13 protein-coding genes and 4 pseudogenes are annotated in these 17344 nt (G+C 70.7%); 8 read left to right on the top strand and 9 right to left on the bottom strand.

The annotated features are described in order from the left end of the window. Window positions 1-66: 66 nt before the first annotated feature. The 3 genes and pseudogenes from ACFV7R_RS28310 to ACFV7R_RS28300 form a co-directional block, all read right to left on the bottom strand. Window positions 67-260 (bottom strand): annotated as a pseudogene (locus ACFV7R_RS28310) (hypothetical protein); the annotation flags it as partial. Then, window positions 233-784, bottom strand: a pseudogene (locus ACFV7R_RS28305) (phytoene desaturase family protein); the annotation flags it as partial. The pseudogenes ACFV7R_RS28310 and ACFV7R_RS28305, both read right to left, overlap by 28 nt. Beyond that, window positions 777-1289, bottom strand: coding sequence for an SRPBCC family protein (locus tag ACFV7R_RS28300; protein WP_385268372.1), 513 nt, complete (start codon window positions 1287-1289; stop codon window positions 777-779). The pseudogene ACFV7R_RS28305 and the gene ACFV7R_RS28300, both read right to left, overlap by 8 nt. A 635-nt stretch (window positions 1290-1924) precedes the next feature. Between ACFV7R_RS28300 and ACFV7R_RS28295 the strand changes: the two genes are divergently transcribed. Both ACFV7R_RS28295 and ACFV7R_RS28290 read left to right on the top strand, forming a co-directional pair. Then, on the top strand, window positions 1925-3454 hold the full coding sequence (locus ACFV7R_RS28295) for an SDR family oxidoreductase (RefSeq protein ID WP_385268370.1): 1530 nt from the start codon (window positions 1925-1927) through the stop codon (window positions 3452-3454). Between the two features lie 154 nt (window positions 3455-3608). Beyond that, window positions 3609-4997 carry a cryptochrome/photolyase family protein gene (locus tag ACFV7R_RS28290; RefSeq protein WP_385268368.1) on the top strand — a complete coding sequence of 463 codons (1389 nt, stop codon included), beginning with the start codon at window positions 3609-3611 and terminating at the stop codon, window positions 4995-4997. Between the two features lie 84 nt (window positions 4998-5081). Here ACFV7R_RS28290 and ACFV7R_RS28285 read toward each other — a convergent pair whose 3' ends face one another. Next, complete coding sequence (locus tag ACFV7R_RS28285) at window positions 5082-6245, bottom strand: MerR family transcriptional regulator (RefSeq protein WP_385268366.1); 1164 nt, start codon at window positions 6243-6245, stop codon at window positions 5082-5084. A gap of 108 nt (window positions 6246-6353) precedes the next feature. Between ACFV7R_RS28285 and ACFV7R_RS28280 the strand changes: the two genes are divergently transcribed. Both ACFV7R_RS28280 and ACFV7R_RS28275 read left to right on the top strand, forming a co-directional pair. Beyond that, a complete protein-coding gene (locus ACFV7R_RS28280; protein ID WP_385268364.1) occupies window positions 6354-6956 on the top strand; it encodes a sigma-70 family RNA polymerase sigma factor in 603 nt (200 codons plus the stop codon). A gap of 280 nt (window positions 6957-7236) precedes the next feature. After that, a complete protein-coding gene (locus ACFV7R_RS28275) occupies window positions 7237-7701 on the top strand; it encodes a DUF4383 domain-containing protein (RefSeq protein ID WP_385268362.1) in 465 nt (154 codons plus the stop codon). A 247-nt stretch (window positions 7702-7948) separates the two neighbouring features. Here the strand turns inward: ACFV7R_RS28275 and ACFV7R_RS28270 are convergent. Together ACFV7R_RS28270 and ACFV7R_RS28265 are read right to left on the bottom strand one after the other, a co-directional pair. Continuing rightward, window positions 7949-8745, bottom strand: a pseudogene (locus ACFV7R_RS28270) (DUF4397 domain-containing protein); the annotation flags it as partial. A 106-nt stretch (window positions 8746-8851) separates the two neighbouring features. Beyond that, window positions 8852-9448, bottom strand: coding sequence for a sigma-70 family RNA polymerase sigma factor (locus ACFV7R_RS28265; protein WP_385268360.1), 597 nt, complete (start codon window positions 9446-9448; stop codon window positions 8852-8854). A gap of 81 nt (window positions 9449-9529) precedes the next feature. On the opposite strand from ACFV7R_RS28265, the gene ACFV7R_RS28260 reads away from it, so the two are divergent. The 3 genes from ACFV7R_RS28260 (at window position 9530) to ACFV7R_RS28250 (ending at window position 11633) form a co-directional block, all read left to right on the top strand. Further along, on the top strand, window positions 9530-9871 hold the full coding sequence (locus ACFV7R_RS28260) for a MerR family DNA-binding transcriptional regulator (protein WP_385268358.1): 342 nt from the start codon (window positions 9530-9532) through the stop codon (window positions 9869-9871). Between the two features lie 178 nt (window positions 9872-10049). After that, window positions 10050-10553 carry a hypothetical protein gene (locus tag ACFV7R_RS28255; RefSeq protein WP_385268356.1) on the top strand — a complete coding sequence of 168 codons (504 nt, stop codon included), beginning with the start codon at window positions 10050-10052 and terminating at the stop codon, window positions 10551-10553. A 153-nt stretch (window positions 10554-10706) separates the two neighbouring features. After that, window positions 10707-11633 carry a hypothetical protein gene (locus ACFV7R_RS28250; protein WP_385268354.1) on the top strand — a complete coding sequence of 309 codons (927 nt, stop codon included), beginning with the start codon at window positions 10707-10709 and terminating at the stop codon, window positions 11631-11633. A gap of 600 nt (window positions 11634-12233) precedes the next feature. Here ACFV7R_RS28250 and ACFV7R_RS28245 read toward each other — a convergent pair. The 3 genes from ACFV7R_RS28245 to ACFV7R_RS28235 form a co-directional block, all read right to left on the bottom strand. After that, a complete protein-coding gene (locus ACFV7R_RS28245; RefSeq protein WP_385268352.1) occupies window positions 12234-13349 on the bottom strand; it encodes an alpha/beta fold hydrolase in 1116 nt (371 codons plus the stop codon). A 226-nt stretch (window positions 13350-13575) separates the two neighbouring features. Next, entirely contained in the window at window positions 13576-14049 is a 474-nt protein-coding gene (locus tag ACFV7R_RS28240; protein WP_385268350.1) for a VOC family protein, read from the bottom strand. Window positions 14050-15104: 1055 nt separating this feature from the next. Next, a complete protein-coding gene (locus ACFV7R_RS28235) occupies window positions 15105-15656 on the bottom strand; it encodes a CGNR zinc finger domain-containing protein (protein WP_385268554.1) in 552 nt (183 codons plus the stop codon). 1240 nt (window positions 15657-16896) lie between these two features. On the opposite strand from ACFV7R_RS28235, the pseudogene ACFV7R_RS28230 reads away from it, so the two are divergent. After that, window positions 16897-17100, top strand: a pseudogene (locus ACFV7R_RS28230) (integrase); the annotation flags it as partial. Window positions 17101-17344 lie beyond the last annotated feature (244 nt).

Genomic DNA, 17344 nt, shown 5'->3' with positions numbered 1-17344 from the left:
GGTGGCCGTGTTGTCGGCTACTTCTACTTCCCTGCGGGGGCGGTTTCGGGATGCGCGTGCGTGGGCGGGCGGGCGCGCGGTGTGGTCGGGGTGGCCGTGCGTACGGCGGCCCTCCTTCATCTCCGCCTCGTCAGGTGGTCACGGCCCTGGGCCGACTCCTGCAGCGGGCTCGCCTCCAGGTGCTGGAACGGCCGGTAGTAGGTGGCGTCGCAGGCATGGAGGATCTGGAACGTCCAGTGCCCGGGGATGGCCTTGCGCCCGGGGACCGCACCGGCAGCACCAGGGAGCGTGCCATGCGCAGTCTGCCCGCCGCGCGCAGCCGCAGCGCCAGCCGCGCTGCTGCGCGGACGGGAGGGAACGGGGTGAGCAAAGCGTCCAGGAGGTCGTCGCGCAGGCGCTGCCACACCTCGTGCAGTTGTCGCCAGGCGGCTGCGTCGCCCGGTGCGAAGGCCTCGAGGGACGCGGCGGTGGTGTCGAGGTTCCGGTCCAGGACGGCGCAGGTGCCGTCGGTGAGGGGATGCGCCAGGACACTGGGCGCGTGGCTCCACCGCAGCCCGTGGTCCTCCAGGCGCAGCGCGGTCAGGACGGGCGAGGCCGCTGCGAGCGGGTAGAAGGAGCTGAAGAGATCGTGGACGAAGGCCGCATCGACGCCTCGGTCGTGACGCGCCGCGCCTCCGGGCTCCGGCTGCTGCTCCAGCACCTCGACTCTCCACCCGGCGTCCGCCGGAACGTCGGCGGCCACCAGGCCGTTGGGGCCCGCGCCGATGACCACGGCGTCAGGCATGGCCGGCTCCGCCCGCGGCCGGCACCGCCGACGCGAACTGCGCTTGCTGCAGGGCTGGACGGCCGGCGCGGGGCGCCTGGCTCTCGCACAGCCGAGCAAGCCGGGCGAGCATGGCGCGGTGGCGCAGGTGGATCAGCGCCTCGAAGCCGGCGTTGTGCAGCCGGCCGCCCGCTCCCCGCAGGGGGTGTTCGTCCAGGATCACCAGGCAGTGCTCGCCCCACGGCCGCAGCTCGATCGCGATGCGCGCCGTGCCCAGCACACCGGCGTGGGCCTCCAGCTCCAAGCTGACGTCCTCCTGGCTGTGGCGGACGACCGTCTCGTTGGAGAGGCGCAGCGGGCCGAAGCGGATCTGGTAGTGCAGCGCCGCGTGCGACTGCGGCCAATGCCCGCGAACGGGGTGGGACTTCGCGGTTCCCACCACCCACTGCGCGTATTGGTCGCCGTCGGCGAGGACGGCCCATACGGCACTGGGGCTGACGTGGATCAGACGATGGCGAATGGCCACGGGTACCTCCATGTTCAGTCGGCCCGGATGGTTCGTCGGCCACACCGCAGCGCCCCGGAGCACGGCCTGCACGCTCCCTCCGCCCCGGCAGCCTCCACGGTCCGTCGGCGGGAGGTGCGTCAGAGCTGGACAACCGCCCGCCTGCTCGGCCGGCGGCACGCCTGTGGGGGAGGGCGTCATCGGTGTGACGCGTAGAGGTATGCGGTGCCGACGCCGCGGTCGGATGCACCCGCCGCTCAAACCGGATGAACGGGCCTTTGTGTGGTGCGGCGCCGTCGGCATCGTACGGGGGCCCTCGGCGCACCCGCCCACGCGTGGCAGACGGTATTGCCCCTGCCGTCACCACACCTCCCCTGCCGTCACATCACCTCGGCAGGCCCGGCAACGGGCTTGTGGTCCGCACACGCTGTTCAGGCCGTCCCCCGGCTACGGCGGCTCCACAGCGCTTGAGGGCGGAGGTCTCGAAGGCCGCCGAGGAGCTCGGGCGCTACGGCCGCCCGGTACGGGGTGGCGCTGGCGGTCTTGGACGGTGTGGCTGCCGGGCCGCCCGGAACGAACGGCCCGCTGTGCATCCGTAACCCGCCTTGCCGGGGAAGCGACCATGGACAGGCAATCGCCGCGAAGGAGGCGGGACGATGGCGGCTGACGGTACGGACGCGGGCCTGACCTGCCTGGTGACCGGGGCCAGCGGCTACATCGGTGGGCGGCTGGCCCCCGAACTGCTGGCCGCGGGCCATCGCGTGCGGTGCCTGGCGCGCTCGCCGGAGCGGCTGCGCGGCCATCCCTGGGCCGGCCGGGTGGAGGTGGTGCGCGGGGACGTCACGGACGCCGCGTCGGTGGCCGACGCCCTGGCCCGCGTCGACGTCGCCTACTACCTGGTGCACGCCCTCGGCACCGGCCGCGACTTCCAGGACACCGACCGGCGTGCGGCGCGCGTCTTCGCCCGGTGTGCCCGCGCGGCGGGCGTGCGGCGCATCGTCTATCTCGGCGGGCTGACCCCCGCCGAGGTGCCCGAGCAGGACCTGTCGCCGCATCTGCGCTCGCGTGCCGAGGTCGGCCGGATCCTGCTGGAGTCAGGGGTGCCCACGACGGTGCTGAGGGCGGCGGTCGTCCTCGGCTCCGGGTCGGCCTCCTTCGAGATGCTTCGCTATCTCACCGAGCGGCTGCCGGTGATGGTCACGCCCAGCTGGGTGCACACCCGTATCCAGCCGGTGGCGGTGCGGGACGTGCTGCGGACCCTGGCGGGCAGCGCCGGTATGCCCGCTGACGTCAACCGGTCGTTCGACATCGGCGGTCCGGATGTGCTGACCTACCGCGACATGATGGTCCGTTACGCCGCCGTCGCGGGCCTGCCGCGCCGTCGCATCCTGCCCGTCCCGGTTCTCACCCCCCGCCTGTCCAGCCACTGGGTGGGGCTGGTCACCCCGGTACCTGCCGCCATCGCCCGCCCCTTGACGGAGTCACTGCGCCACGAGGTGGTCTGCCAGGAACATGACATCGCACGGTATGTGCCCGACCCGCCCGGCCATCCGATCGGTTTCGACGAAGCGGTACGGCTCGCGCTCAGGCGGGTACGTGACGCGCAGGTCACCACCCGGTGGTCGTCGGCCTCCGTGCCCGGCGCCCCCAGCGACCCGCTGCCCACCGATCCCGACTGGGCGGGCGGCAGCCTCTACACCGACCGCCGTGAGCGGACCGTCGACGCCTCCCCTCAGGCGTTGTGGCGGGTCATCGAGGGTATCGGCGGTGACAACGGCTGGTACTCCTTCCCGCTGGCCTGGGCAGTCAGGGGATGGCTGGACCGGTTCGTCGGCGGAGTGGGCCTGCGCCGTGGCCGCCGTGACGCGGCGCGACTGCGAGTCGGCGACTCGCTGGACTTCTGGCGGGTCGAGGAGATCGACCCCGGCCGGCTGCTGCGTCTGCGGGCCGAGATGCGGCTGCCGGGCCTGGCCTGGCTGGAGATGTACGCCGACACGGACGCGGCGGGCCGCACCCGTTACCGTCAACGGGCCCTGTTCCATCCGCGCGGCCTGCTGGGGCAGGTGTACTGGTGGAGCGTCTCGCCCTTCCACGCCCTGGTGTTCGGCGGAATGGCACGCAACATCGCCCGCGCAGCGGCCAGGACGCCCTTCCTGCCGCCGCGGGAACGGGCCGCCGTCTCCTGACCACGCATCCGGGGGAGCGCCCCAGTCGGAAACCAGGGACTCAGCCCCCGCCGTAAACCAAGGACACATGACACAACCGCCCGGTGCCCCCAGCCGGAAACAGGCAACACACGCCCCGGGAACCACCCGCCCGCCCAGAACCGGAGCCACCGCCATGAACGTCTCGGTCGTCGTCTTCACGTGCGATCTGCGGCTGCACGACCATCCGCCGCTTCGGGCGGCGCTGGACGGCTCGCGAGACGTGGTACCGCTGTTCGTGCGCGACCCGGCCGTGGACGCGGCGGGATTCGCCGCTCCCAACCGGCTCGCCTTCCTCGCCGACTGTCTGCGCGATCTGGACGCGGGGTTGCGCGAGCGCGGCGGCCGGCTCGTCGTGCGCTCCGGCGACACGGTGGCCGAGGTGTGCAAGGCGGCCGCCGAGGCCGACGCCGACGAGGTGCACCTGGCGGCCGACGCCAGCGGGCACGCCCACCGGCGTGAGGCGCGGCTGCGCCGGGCCCTGGAGGCGGAGGGCAGGCGCCTGCACGTGCACGACACGGTGGCCACGGCCGTGCCGCCCGGCGCGGTCACCCCCGCTTCCTCCGACCACTTCTCCGTCTTCACGCCCTACTTCCGGCACTGGTCGCAGCACCCCCTGCGGACACCCCTCGCCGTGCCCCGAAGGGTGCCCGTCCCGGACGGCATCGGCTCGCAGCCGCTGCCCTCCCGCGGCGCTCCTGGCGCCCTGTCCCCGGGGCTGGCACGGGGCGGTGAGACCGAGGGCAGAAAACGTCTGGTCGCCTGGTTGCGCGGCGGGCTCGGCGCGTACGAGGACCGCCGCGACGAACTGGCCGGTGACGGCACCTCCCGGCTCTCCCCTCACCTGCACTTCGGCACCCTGTCTCCCGTCGAACTCGCGCACCGGGCACGCCGCGTGGGCGGCTCGGGCGCCGAGGCATTCGTACGACAGCTCGCCTGGCGCGACTTCCACCGCCAGGTGTTGGCGGCACGCCCGGACACCTCCCGCACCGACTACCGCACCCGGCACGACCACTGGCGCACCGAGGAGGAGGCTCTCGCGGACATCGAGGCGTGGCGGGAGGGCCGTACCGGCTACCCGGTCGTCGACGCGGCGATGCGCCAGCTGCATCACGAGGGCTGGATGCACAACCGTGGACGGTTGCTGACCGCGAGCTTCCTCACCAAGACCCTCTACGTCGACTGGCGGATCGGCGCGCGGCACTTCCTGCACTGGCTGGTGGACGGGGACCTGGCCAACAACCAGCTCAACTGGCAGTGGACGGCCGGGACGGGCACGGACACCCGCCCGAACCGGGTCCTCAACCCCGTCCTCCAAGGCAAGCGGTACGACCCCGGCGGCGACTACGTACGCCGGTGGGTGCCCGAACTGGCCGCCCTGGCGGGGCCCGCGATCCACGAGCCGTGGAAGCTGCCGGGCCCGGACCGCGCCGCGCTCGACTACCCGGACCCCGTCATCGCCCTCTCCCACGGCCTCGACCGCTTCCGCACCGCCCGTGCGGGCGACACGGCGGCCTGCTCCTGAGGCCTTCGCGAGCGCCCACCCGCCCCACGCGCACACGGTGCCGCGGCACAGGCACGACCACCCGTGCCGCGGCTTCCCGGACCGTCACCGAGCCGCATCGCCCGGCGCCACCGGTGCCCCGCGGACACCGGACAGCATCTCCATCGCCTCCCGCAGCCCCGTCGGCCTGAGCATCCCCGAGGCGGAGTGACCGGCCCAGCCGGGACCGCCCAGTACCACCAGCGGCTGCCTGCGCGCGCCCTTCACCCCCCACCGCATGCCGGCGACATGCCGGGCCAGCGGCACGCTGGCCATGGAGCGGGCCTGCGCCCACAGGACGACGGCCGCGGGGCCAAGACGTCGCACCGCCGCGGTCACCGCCTCGGCGGGTACGGCGCCGCCCAGCATCCGCGTCGGCAGACCGAGCCGGCCCAGCCCGGCATTGAGCGCCTCCAGCGGCAACGTGTGTTCCTCCCCGGGCACACAGGCCAGCACGACCGGCCCCGGCGCCATGCCCCCGCCCGGCGGCGCGGGAGGCGGCGTGCAGCGGCGCAGGACGGTGGAGACATGCCAGGACAGCAGGTGCTCGACCTCGACGTACCGGTCGCCGGAGGACTCCCAGTTGCGTCCCACCGCGTGCAGCGCGGGGACCATCACGTCCTGCCAGGCGACGGCGAGCCCGTGCCCCTCGACCACCTGTGCCAGCAGCTTTTCCACTGCGGGCGCGTCGAGCCGTACCGCCGCCCGGGACAGGCCACGACAAGCCTGGAGCACGTCGCCCCCGGGAAGCGTTCCCGCCGGCCCGGGGCCACCCGCCGGTCCTGGGTCACCCGGCAGTGCCAAGCCGACCGGTTCCGGGCCGCCCGGTCCGGGGACGCCGGACGGTTCAGGGCCAGGCCGTGCCAGGCCGCCGGACGGTGCCGGCGCGGTGGCAGCCGTGTCGTGCGGGACGGCAGCCGCCTCGCCCTTGGCCACCACCCGCGCCGCCTCGCCCTTGGCCACCCGCGCCGCCTCGCCCGGCGGCATCCCGGCTGCGGTCAACCGGCACATCGCCTCCAGCATCGCCACATCCCGCGCGGACCAGCGGCGATGCCGGCCGTCGGCACGGCGTGCGGGCCCGATGCCGTACCGACGGTCCCATGACCGCAGCGTCGTGGGCGACACACCCAGCCGGCGCGCGACCGCCCCCGTGGTGAGCCCCGGATCCTCGCGCCGAAAGGCTGCGGAGCGGGCCCGCCCGGATGTGCCGTTCTGCCCCGAATGCGCCATACGACGACTGTACGACGCACAATCGATGCAGGTGGTGGCGCTTGCTTCCGCACTCCCAGGATGGCGGAGTCGACAGGAGAACTGCCCTTGAGGTAAGGAGCCAGCGCCATGAGCCTTTGTCCGCTCACTCCGAGCGCCGTCTTGCCCACAAGGCAGCCGCCCACCGACGAAGAGCTTGCCACAGGGCTGATCGCAGGCGACGAGGTCTGTCTCGCCGCGGCGTACCACCGCTGGGCGACGCTGGTGCACACACTCGCCTGGCGCTCTTTGGGCGATGCCAAGGAAGCCGAGGACGTCACACAACAGGTGTTCCTCGGACTGTGGCGAGGCCGGCACGGATACCGGCCCGAACGCGGCAGCATCGCCGGATGGATCATCGGGATCACCCGCCACCGCATCGCCGACGCCCTCACAGCCCGCACCCGACGCAGCGAACTGATCGCCGCAGCCAGAGAGACCCTCGCGGTTCTCGCACCCCGCGGCGGCCCCGCCGACGCCACCGACGCCGTCCTCGACCGCATCCTGCTCCAACAGGAACTGGCCCACCTCTCCGAGCCCCAGCGGCAGGTCCTGTACCTGGCCTTCTATGAAGGCCTCACCCACACCGAAATCGCCCACCGTACCGGCTGGCCCCTGGGCACCGTCAAAAGCAACGCCCGCCGCGGACTGCACCACCTACGACACTCACTGGAACGGCACATCCAGGCCTGAGGACATGACGGCTGGCACAGCACATCCTCATCGCCGGGCTTCGATGCGACGTCAACGCAGTGACCGACGCATCGCCGGGCCGGTGCATGCCCCCCGCCCGCCCTGCCGACGGACGGCCGTGCGGTCCCGCGGGCCGGCCTGACCGCTTCCGTGCATCCGACCGCGGTCGGATGCGGGAATCCAACGTGAGACAGCGCCTCCGGGCGAGGTGTACTCGCCCGAGGAGTACTCGCCGCCGTTCGGCGCCGGCGAAGGCGCCGCGACAGGAAGGAATGCGGCCATGACGACCTCCACGCACGCGAGGACAAACGTCCGCGTCCCCGTCCAGCGGGCAGCGCTGCTGGTCGGTTCAGTGTTCCTGCTCGTGGGGGTCCTGGGGTTCATCCCTGGGATCACCACCGACTACAGCACGATGGAGTTTGCCTCCGAAGACTCCGGGGCCCAACTGCTCGGAATCTTCCAGGTGTCCGTCCTGCACAACCTCGTGCACCTGGCATTCGGCGTAGCGGGTATCGCCATGGCCCGCACGGCCTCGGGCGCCCGCACGTTCCTGCTGGCCGGGGGCGTGATCTACCTGGTGCTGTGGCTGTACGGCCTGATCATCGACCACGACAGCGGAGCGAACTTCGTACCGTTCGACACGGCCGACGACTGGCTGCACTTCGTCCTGGGCATCGGCATGATCGTCCTGGGCACCCTGCTGTCCCGGTCCCGGGGCGGGACCCGCACGCCGACCGCGATGTGACGGCCCCAGCTCCTGTGCGGGACCCCCAGGCCGCAGGACGAGCTCCTCGCACACGCAGGTCCCCGCCCGGCAACACCGGGCGGGGACCTGCGTGTACTGTCCACCTGTCAGCGGCGTTCCCGCCGCGCCTGGCCAACTCGGCGGGACACGCCGCCAGGCCGCAAAAGGCCGGGCCGAAGCCAGGCGGCGGTGACGCCTGTCCCCACAGGAGGGTTCCGAGGGTGAGGACCGCGGCCAGGACGTTCCCGGTCAGCGTGACCCCACCGGCCGCGGCGGCCAAGCGAGCCGGTGGGGTGAGGAGTTCGCGCTGATGGCGGTGCCACTGCCGCCCTAGTGGGCGGCGTTCGGTGCAGATTCCTTGACGCTGAGCGTCTGGGTCGCCAGCGCGAGGCTCTTGTCCTCCGCGCTGCCCCAGGCGTAGACGATGTTGCTGGTGTTCTCCTTCATGGTCAGGTCGGCCGGGCCGATCGCCACGGTGTTCGTGCCGGCGAGCACTACGTCGGCTGAGACGGTGCCGGCGCCGACCGTGGTGGTGGCCTCCTTGGGATTCTCCAGTCCCTTGAATACGGGCTGTCCGCCTGCTCGGACGTCCACGGCCGGAGCAGCGGCGACGTGACGCACTGTCAGCCGTGCCTTTCCGGTGTCCGTCCGGGAGACGTCGTTGGCAAAGGCCGTCAGTCGGGGCTTGCCGTCTGCGGAGAGGTGGGCCGCGACGGCGGCGTTCGCTCCGGCCGGTACCTTGATCTCCTTCTCGATGGCCGGTGTGCCGTCAGGGCTTTGGCCGGCTTGGAAGACCTCGATGTCGTAGGTCCCGGCGTCGAGGGCCTGGGGGCTGGTCACGGTGCCGGGCTTGAAGTCTTCGAGCAGCTTGTCACCGTTGGCATAGACATCGACGGTCAGCCCGGGAACGCCGTGGAAGACGGACACCATGGCCGCGTCGTCACCGCCCGCGGCGGGGGCCGCCGTGGCGGGCGCCGTGACGCCGAGGGCCAGAGCACAGACGCCGGCCATGGCGGCGAGGGCGAGGGGGGTCCGGGAGGTCATGTGGAATATCCCTTCATAAACAGGTTCCGCCAGTTGCGGAGTCTCATCTCTGCTTCGGGCACGGGCGCCACCACGGATGCGAGCGACCAAGGGGATCCCGAGGCGGCTACACGGCCTTCCCACCGACGCGGCGCTGCTCGATCCCTTCACGCAGCCGGTGCAGGCCGCGTCGACTGTGGCTCTTGACGGTGCCCAAAGGCATGCCGGTCCGTTCGGCGATCCGGCTTTGGGCCAGGTCGTCGTAGAACGCCATGCACAGCACCTCGCGCTGGCCGTGGGGGAGACCTGACAGGGCACCGACCAGGAGCACCCGGTCCACGACGTCGTCGGGTGCACTCACGTCCGTGCGGTGTGTGTCCGCGTCGCGCGCGATCGAGTCGATCAGTGTGAGACGCCTCGTTCTGGCTGCCAGAGCGTCGATGATCTTCCGGCGTGTGGTGCCGACGATCCAGGCTCCGAGCGGTCCGCGCTCCGGACGGAAGCCGGCCCGTCCGCGCCAGACGCCAAGGAACACCTGCTGGGGCACGTCCTCGGCCTCGTGCGTGTCGCCGAGTGAGCGGGTCGCCAAGATGTGTACGAGTGGCCCCCGTCGCCGGTAGACGGCCGCGAACGCGTTCTCGTCGGCCGCGCACAGGCCGCGCGCCAACTCGTCCTCGTACCGGATCTCCTCCGCGGCCGGGAAGCGGTCTGCTGTGGATCGCATCTTCGGGCTCTTGACCGGTTCCTCCTGCCGGGCGAACGGTGCGGGACGGAAAGCCGCCTGCCCAGCGGGTCCGGCCAGGGCGTGCGCCGCAGCGACCGGACTCGTGGGTTGCAGTCTCAGAAGCACAAACGACGCGAAACAACATGCATCGTTTGTGCGTCGTACGAGCGGAGCGTGGGCAGCGACAGAAGCGACGGTGATCAGACCGGTGCACCGCATGATGGAGGGCTGACCACCGGTGAGGTGGCGAGGCGGCTCGGGGTGGCGCCCACAACGGTCCGTTCATGGGATCGTCGCTACGGCCTCGCCCCCACCGGCCGCACCGTGGCCGGCACCGCCGCTGGACCGCCGTCGACGTGGCACGGCTGGAGCGGATGTGCGCCCTCACAGCGAGGTTGCCCAGCAGCCCGGACAGACGGCTGACCTGCACAGCCATTGCCCGTCGTCCGTACGGCCGAGTGGGGATCGGGACGGTGCCCGGCCGTGCGGGCAGGTCCGGTTATAGGTGCTGGGCGGGGCACCGCCGGGCCAGATTCGCGAAGTTCAGCTCCGCCCGAGGGTTCGTGCCTGAATGTCAGTGGTGCGTGTCAGGATCTTCCGCATGACCGTCACGCTGCCTCCGAAGGCCAACTCCCTGGTGCCGTACGTCGACTGGGTCCTCGCCCACGACGCGGGCGCCGAGCCGGCCGCGCGCGAGTTGATGGAGGCGGCGGAGGCGAGCCTATTCCGGGCGTACGGGAAGCCGGGCCGGTTCGTGGACGACATGGCCTGGCGGGCGCGGGAGTTGCCTCCGGCGCACCTGCCACCGTTCTGGGACTCCGTGACCCACCGCATGAGCCCGTCGTTCCCCAAGCCCGCGGTCCGCGCCTACGCACTCGCCCGGAAGGCGGAGCGGGACCACGCGCTGCCCGTGGACGCGGACCGGCACCGGGCGAACGTGCTGCTGTTCGCGCGGGCAGGGGCGCTGCCGGCCAAGGAGTTGAGGGCGCATCAGCGGTGGCTGGCGGCGACGCTGCCGCCGGAGCGGGCGCACCAGGAGTTCGTACGGCTGCTGGAGGCGTGGGCGGCCCCCCCGGGGACCTCCCCGCCGATCTGGCCAAGCTGATCCGGTCCTCGGCCCGCGCCGCTGGGCTGGGCGCGGCAGAGGAGGCCCGGCTGCCGGGCGAGGTGCTGCGTTCGGCACGCGGCAAGGCAGTGCCGAACGCCCTGCTGGACGCGGCGGCGACCGTACTGGCCGAGCACCCCCCGGAGCGACCCCGTGAACGCGGCCTTGCTCGACCTGTTCCCGCCGACGCGGGCGGACGCCGCCCCCTGGATGCGGCTGCTGCTGCGCTCCGGCGCGGCCGAGTCGGTGGCGGCGGGACGCATCGCCCCCGAAGGCGGGTTGCCCGCCTGGTCGAGCCGGTTCGCGCGGGAGTATGCCTACCGCCAGGTTCCGTACGGCGGCGTCTCCCGCCAACCCATGCCGCACGAACTGTTCGAGCTGCTGCCCCTGTTCGCCCCTCGGCTGCGGGCGGCTGGCGAGCCCGTGCGGCTACATGAGACCAAGTGGCGGCACCACACCGACCTGGACGCGGACCTGCTGGACGCCTGCCTGGCCGAGGGCATTGAGGTACACGAGCCGGGCGAGACGGTTCTGCTGCAGTTCTGGGGCGACCGCTCCCGCCGCGATCTGAAGGCCGTGGCCGCACACCCCGTCTTCGGGCGCCGCCTGGAGGGCACGGTCCATGCCGGCCTTCGCGGAGGCTTCGGCGGTACGGCGATCACCCTGCTTCCCGGCAATGAGGGCATCGCCGCCGAGGTCCTGACCAGGATCAACGGCCTCCTCGACGCCCTGCGCGGCGGCGGCCTCGGCGCCGCGCACGAAGCGATCGACGAGCTCACCACCCTCCTCGACCCGCCGACCGTCGCGGCACTGGACGGCGTCGAGGAGGCCCTCACCGCACTGGACCTGACAGGCCCGCTGCTGCGCGCTCTGCGCGCAGGGCTGCCGGAGGAGCTGGCCTGGCCCGCCCTGGAGGACGCCCTCACAGAGCTTCCTCTCGCCGATCTCGCGCATGCCGGATGGCAGCCCTCCGACTGGGCGCGCGTCATGCTGCATCGGCGTCGCAAGACCGTCGTGGCCTGCGACACCTGCCATGACCGAATTCACTCAAAACGGCCTGCCAAAACAGACACGCAGTAGTCACTGGAGAGCCGGATGACCGGGAAACCGTCATGTCCGGTTCGGCGGGAGGCCGCGCGGAACAGGACCTGCCACGGCGGGCACCTCACCGCGCGGCCGACCCAACCGGGTGGCTGATGTTCCGCCGCCTCACCGGCGAAGTCACCATCTCCTGACGCGACCCGACACTCCGGGATCAAACACTCATTTCGGGATGAAACATCGGGAGAAAACGACCTCTTAGCGAGAACTGGCGGACCCTGCGCAGGACACGCGCCGTGTCGGACACCATCTTGGGGAGCTTGTCGGGCCCGACCAGAATGACGGCCAGCACAACCAGTGTCACAACTTCGAACGGCCCGATGTCGCTGAACGTCTGCGACTCCCGTCTGGGACGGTGAGGGCTCCGGCGCGCCCGGGCAGGCGGCGAAGCGTCTTGTGCCGCCCGCATGCGGAGCGGGCCGTGCGACGGCGTGAGGACCGTCCTGGCTCATCGCCCGGAGACGCGACCGCGCCCTGACGTGGGTTTGCCTTGGTCCTGTCCGCCGGGACACCGGCGGACAGGACCAGCACGGCCGAGGGCTCGGCGTCAAGGGCGGCCGGACGTCCGGGCGTTTCCCGCTAGCGGGACGAACGGGACGCGGCGGCAGCGCGGTACGGGGCCAGGAACTCGGTCAGCGCCGTCAGCACCTGCTGTGGTGCCTGCTCGGCGACCCAGTGGCCGGAGCCGGGGATGACCACGCTCCGCACGTCGCCGGCGAGGGCCTGCATCGCGCCCCCGACCGCCGGACCCCGGCTTTCCGATCCGCCGATCGCCAGGACGGGCATCGCCAGCTTCGTCTTCGCGCGATCGTCGTTCTGCTTGACGGTGGCGTCCCATGCGCGGTACAAGCCGAAGCTGCCGCGCAGGGCCTGGGGGTCCGAGAAGAGCCGGATGTAGTACTCCCGCGCGTACTCCGGCAGCCTCTCCCCACCCTGGATGTCGAACTCGTAGGTGAAGAAGATCTCCTCTCGTCCCCTGACGAGCTTCTCGGTCAGCTCGTGGTTGACCCGGTTGAAGGGGATGTGCCAGAGCCTGTTATTGATCGGCTCGGGCTCGAACAGGAGGGGAGAGGCCTCCTTGCGCGGGGGTCCGGGGACGTCGGCGACGGCCAGGTACTCGACCCGGTCGGGGTGGTCCGCGGCCAGCGCGTAGCCGATGATCATTCCGGTGTCGTGGCCGGCCACCGCGAACCGGTCGTAGCCGAGCGCGTCCATCAGCGCGACCAGGTCGTTGGCGAGGGTGGCGGTGTCGTAGCCGCTCTTGGGCTTGTCGGTGAGCCCGATACCGCGCTGGTCGACCGCGATGACCGTGAAGTTGCGGGCCAGGGCCGGCATCACCATGCGCCACGCGTACCAGTTCTCCGGCCAGCCGTGCACGAGCAGCAGCGGCGGTCCGTCACCTCCGATGACCGCGTGCTGGCGCAGTCCACCGGCCTGGATGAAGCGGCTGGTGAACGTCTTCTCGAACCCTGCGGGGAGCCGCGGAGCCGTGGAGACCGAGCCGAAGCCCTTCGGCCTGCGGACGGCGGGGGCGTCAGTGGGGCCGGCGGTGGCGGACGGCGCCAGTCCGGCGGCCAGCGAGAGGCCGGCAGCCGCGGAGGCGGCCGCGCCACCGACGAAGAGGCGTCGCGACAACCCGCGCCGGGCTCGGTGCGACGCCGGCTCGCGTCCGGGGCCGTCCTGGTCCGGCTCCATGGGGGGATATTCATGGGTTTTCTTTGGTGATGTCTCTCGAACGTCAGGGCGTAGCCGCGAACTCAGCGGTGAGGAGGCATGCGCGCTCGGTGCCGGAACCGAATGGCGAGGGAGCACGCTCGTGTTCGGTTCGTCGGCTCCGCCGGGGACAGGCCTAGGGCTGAACGGGCCGGGCCGCCACGCAGCTGGTGAGGCCCGGTCGCACCCGCGGGTGACTGGCGTGGTGTCAGCGGCCGGGGAACCGCTGCTGGATCTCCTGGAGCACCCAGCCGTTGCCGTCTGGGTCGCTGAAGGTGGCGAATGAGCCGTAGGAGGCGCGCTCGGGGTGCAGGCCGACAATGCGGTCCTGGCCCTCGAGCTGGTGGGTGATGTCCCCGGCCTCGTGGCCGTGGAAGAAGAGTCCACCGGCGTTGTGGAAGATCTCGCTCACCTCGATACCGCGGCTGACGAGCTCCGCGCGGGCTGCCTCGATGTCGTGGACGGCGAGGTACAGGCCCTGGGACGAGCCCGGCTCGGCCGAGGTGATCCCCGTGCCGAAGATGATCGAGCACTCGGAGCCGGGCGGCGTGAAGTGCACCGCGCGCCAGTCCTCACTGACAGCCTTGTCGAGGTCCAGACGGAATCCCAGCGCCTCGTAGAAGGCCTTGGCCCGGTCGACGTCGGAGACGGGCAGCACGGTGAGTTCGTACTTCATATACATGTCGGGTCTTTCCTTCTTGATTTCGGCGAATCTCGCACCCGCGAGTCACCGGTTCCATGGCCGAAGTCGGGAGAGCGCTGGGTGCCGCCCAGCTGCCGATGCGACCTGGATGTCTGTCCTGCAGATGTGAGGGAAACCGTGACCGGGACCCACACCCCGAACCGCACGGCCGTCCTTCCGGTCGATCCCTTCCGGGTCTCTCCGTCCGAGCGGCAAAGCGGCGGGCTGTCGGCGATCACCGACGCCAGAGGTGCCTGCGCGGCGTGCGCGGGCCGGGAGCGGAGCTCGAGCAGGCTTCCCCAGAGCTGTTCCGCAGGGCGTGGTGCGATCGGCATGGTTATGACCGTAGGCAGATAGACCCTAACGAGCAAATCCTCGCGGGGTGAGGAACATCGCATTGTGTGGTGGCGTGCCAGTGGTGTCGCGTGAGTTCGATGGATCCTGCAGGTCGTACGCGACCAGGTCGCTTGATGGCGAGGCGCCCGTGCTGTGGTGCGGACATCAGGAACTGAACGGACGGCGCACTGGAAGCGACTCGGTGCCGAGGCCCGTTGCGGCGGTCGAAAGCCGGACGGTGCGCATGTGATGTTCGATGACAAGGCGGCCCGCCGTGTGCCGACGCGTGCGTACGTCGGGATCTTCGACGGTGCTGCGTCGGTGGTAGGCCGCCTGGTCGAAGCCAGGTGACTGGCCGCCATGTCGACCGCGGTGCGCCAGTGCCGTCGCTGGTCGGGCTTCTCCGGGTGGTATGGCCGATGCCGCGTCGTCGCAGGCGGGGCGGAGCTTGGCGGTCAAGCCCTCTCGGAAGCGCCCGAGGGCGAGCACACGCGCGAGCACACAACGGCGGGAGTGCGTGGACACCGTTTTCCGCGGACCGCAGCGTTCGGGCAGGTCACCCAGGAGAGCCATTGCGGGCCTTGTAGATCATGCCGTTGACCAGCCTGCGGTCGCCCAGGCGCTCGACCCGTCACAGGCCAGGCGAGTGCGGCGGGCAACTCCCCTTATGTATCGGTGAGTTCATGCCGACGCACCAGAACGTGATCCCGCCGGCAAGATCACTTTGAAGACGGGCCCCAATCGGAGGCCAGCGCTTTCTTCCTCTTCCGGTACGCCCGCATGGATTCGCGGGAGCCGCATTTCGTGCCGCAGTAGACGGCGGTTCTGTTCCGCGTCCGGTCGAAGAAGCCGAAGTGGCACGGCTGGTGCCGGCACGCCCGCACCCTGTCCCACACGCCCGCTTGGGCGAGTTCTGTGACGTTCGCCAGTACGGTACCGAACAACCCGGGGATGCCGGTCTGGGCGGGCGCCAGGGATGCCCCTGAGGCGGTGACGACCGTCACCAGCGGATACCGGGACGCGGCATGGCGCAGGTATCTCTCCGCCTCGGCGAGCACCTCCGGTGTCGTGTCCTTGTCGCCGGAATGAGCGAGCAGCACGGTGATCAAGGCCTCGCGCAGTTCGCGTGCACTGGCCGCGTCGGCCTCCGTGACGTGGGCGGTCTCCGAGCCCATCGCCTTTTCCAGCAGCCATGCATGCAGGTCCTGGGCGCTTCCGAAGCGTTCCGGCAACCTGTGGGGTCCCGCGGGGTGTGTGTTGACGAACTGCAGGACAGCGTCAGCCGCCGGCGGCTGGATCAGCGGGCTGGGCTCGGTCGTGCGCGGGGATATCGTCGGCCTCCTTGATCGAAGGAAAGCTAAACCATGAAGTGTTACTTGCGAAACTGCTACGGTGCCAGTTTCCTTCCTGCGAGGTGAGGGCTCACCCTGCGCAGAGCAACCGCCGTACCACGCTCGACGCCCTCCACGCCGCCCCCGACCACCTGATGCGCCGGCAACGTCAGTAGCGGCCATGTTGCGCGCCATCAGTTCAGACGAGGGATCTTGTTCGACCTGACGGTCGGAGGAGTGGAGCCCCGCTGTGGCGATCGTCACGAAGGTCTTCGAGGGTCGTTGCGTACGCTGACCTCGGCCGTTGGTGAGAGGCAGCCCGGGGGAGTGGGGACGACCCCGAGCACCCTTTCCGACGTCTGATGCGCCGTCAGGAAAGTCGGCATTCGGTCGGCATGAGGCCGGCAGTGTCCTTGCTTGCTGACCTGCACCCCGTCGCATGGGCCTGCTGCGCCGCTCGGAAAGCTTGATACGTGGCTCGACAGCTCGTCCGTGGGATGGGGTCGTTCTTCAAGGAGTGCGGTTGTTCCGGGCCGACCCGCTGCCCGCACCCGTACACGATTCGGTTCCGGGACGCTCTCGGTAAGCAGCGTGAAGAGGCCAGCTACGGCACGTAGGACGACGCGATCGAGCGCCTCACACAGATTTACGCGCGGAGAAAGAAAACGGCGTCATCCGTTGCCGAAGCCCGCCGGGAACTCGGTCAGCAGACAGTCGCGGAATGCACGAAGCGGTGGCGGCCCCGGCAACGCCGGATGGCGGAGTACTCCACGGGCTGGCACGTGGACAGCTCCATCAATGTGCACATCACCCCCCCGTATCGGATCGCGGAAGTTGAACTCGGTAACGCCGATCGTGGTCGAGCGGTTCTTGGACGAGATGGAGGCGGACGGGGTCGGGCGCGGAAACCAAGAGAGGGTGGTCATCCCGTCCCTCACCTACGTGAAGAAGGTGCTGACTGTCGCTGACGTAGATCTCACGCTTGAGATCGTCATGATGGTGGGCTGCGGCTCGCGAAACGGGGAAGCCCGGACGGTGAACCTCAACAATGTAGTGGCGGACGACGTCTACCGGGTGCACGAGCAGATGTACTCCGACACGCACAAGCCGGCGAAGCTGAAAAACCGCAAAGCGGGTGAGTTCCGGGAGGTTTCCTCTGCCGCGCTCGGTACGGGAGGCGATGGAGCGGTACGAGGAGAAGCACGGAACTACGAAAAACGGTTATCTGCTGCGCGGTCCGAGCGGGTACTACACGGAGCCGATGGAACGTCGCCGTGTGCAGCGGCTCTTCAGGGACTTCCCCGCGGAGGACGGTGTCGGCATGTACAGCTTCCGACACTACTTCGCCTCGAACGCCCTCGGGAACGGGATACCGATCACTGACGTGGCGGAGTGGATGGGCCACAAGTCCGTCAAGGAGACGTATCGCACCTATCGGCATCTGATGCCGGGCGCGGCATCACCAAGGCGGCCCGCATCCTGGACGCCGGTCTCTGGGAAGCGGCTTGATGCGACCATGGCCCGTCAGGGAGAACGCGCCGCAGCGGAGCTGCCGAGAAACTTCGGTCAGGCAGCAGCCGCTGCCGGCTGTCGGGCTATTGAGCTGGTCGCCGTTCATCCGTACCGAC

The sequence above is a fragment of the Streptomyces sp. NPDC059866 genome, from assembly GCF_042731325.1.
Taxonomy (GTDB): Bacteria; Actinomycetota; Actinomycetes; order Streptomycetales; family Streptomycetaceae; genus Streptomyces; species Streptomyces flavusporus.
Note: the sequence above shows the minus strand (reverse complement) of the source record. Positions and strands in the feature narration are given on the sequence as shown.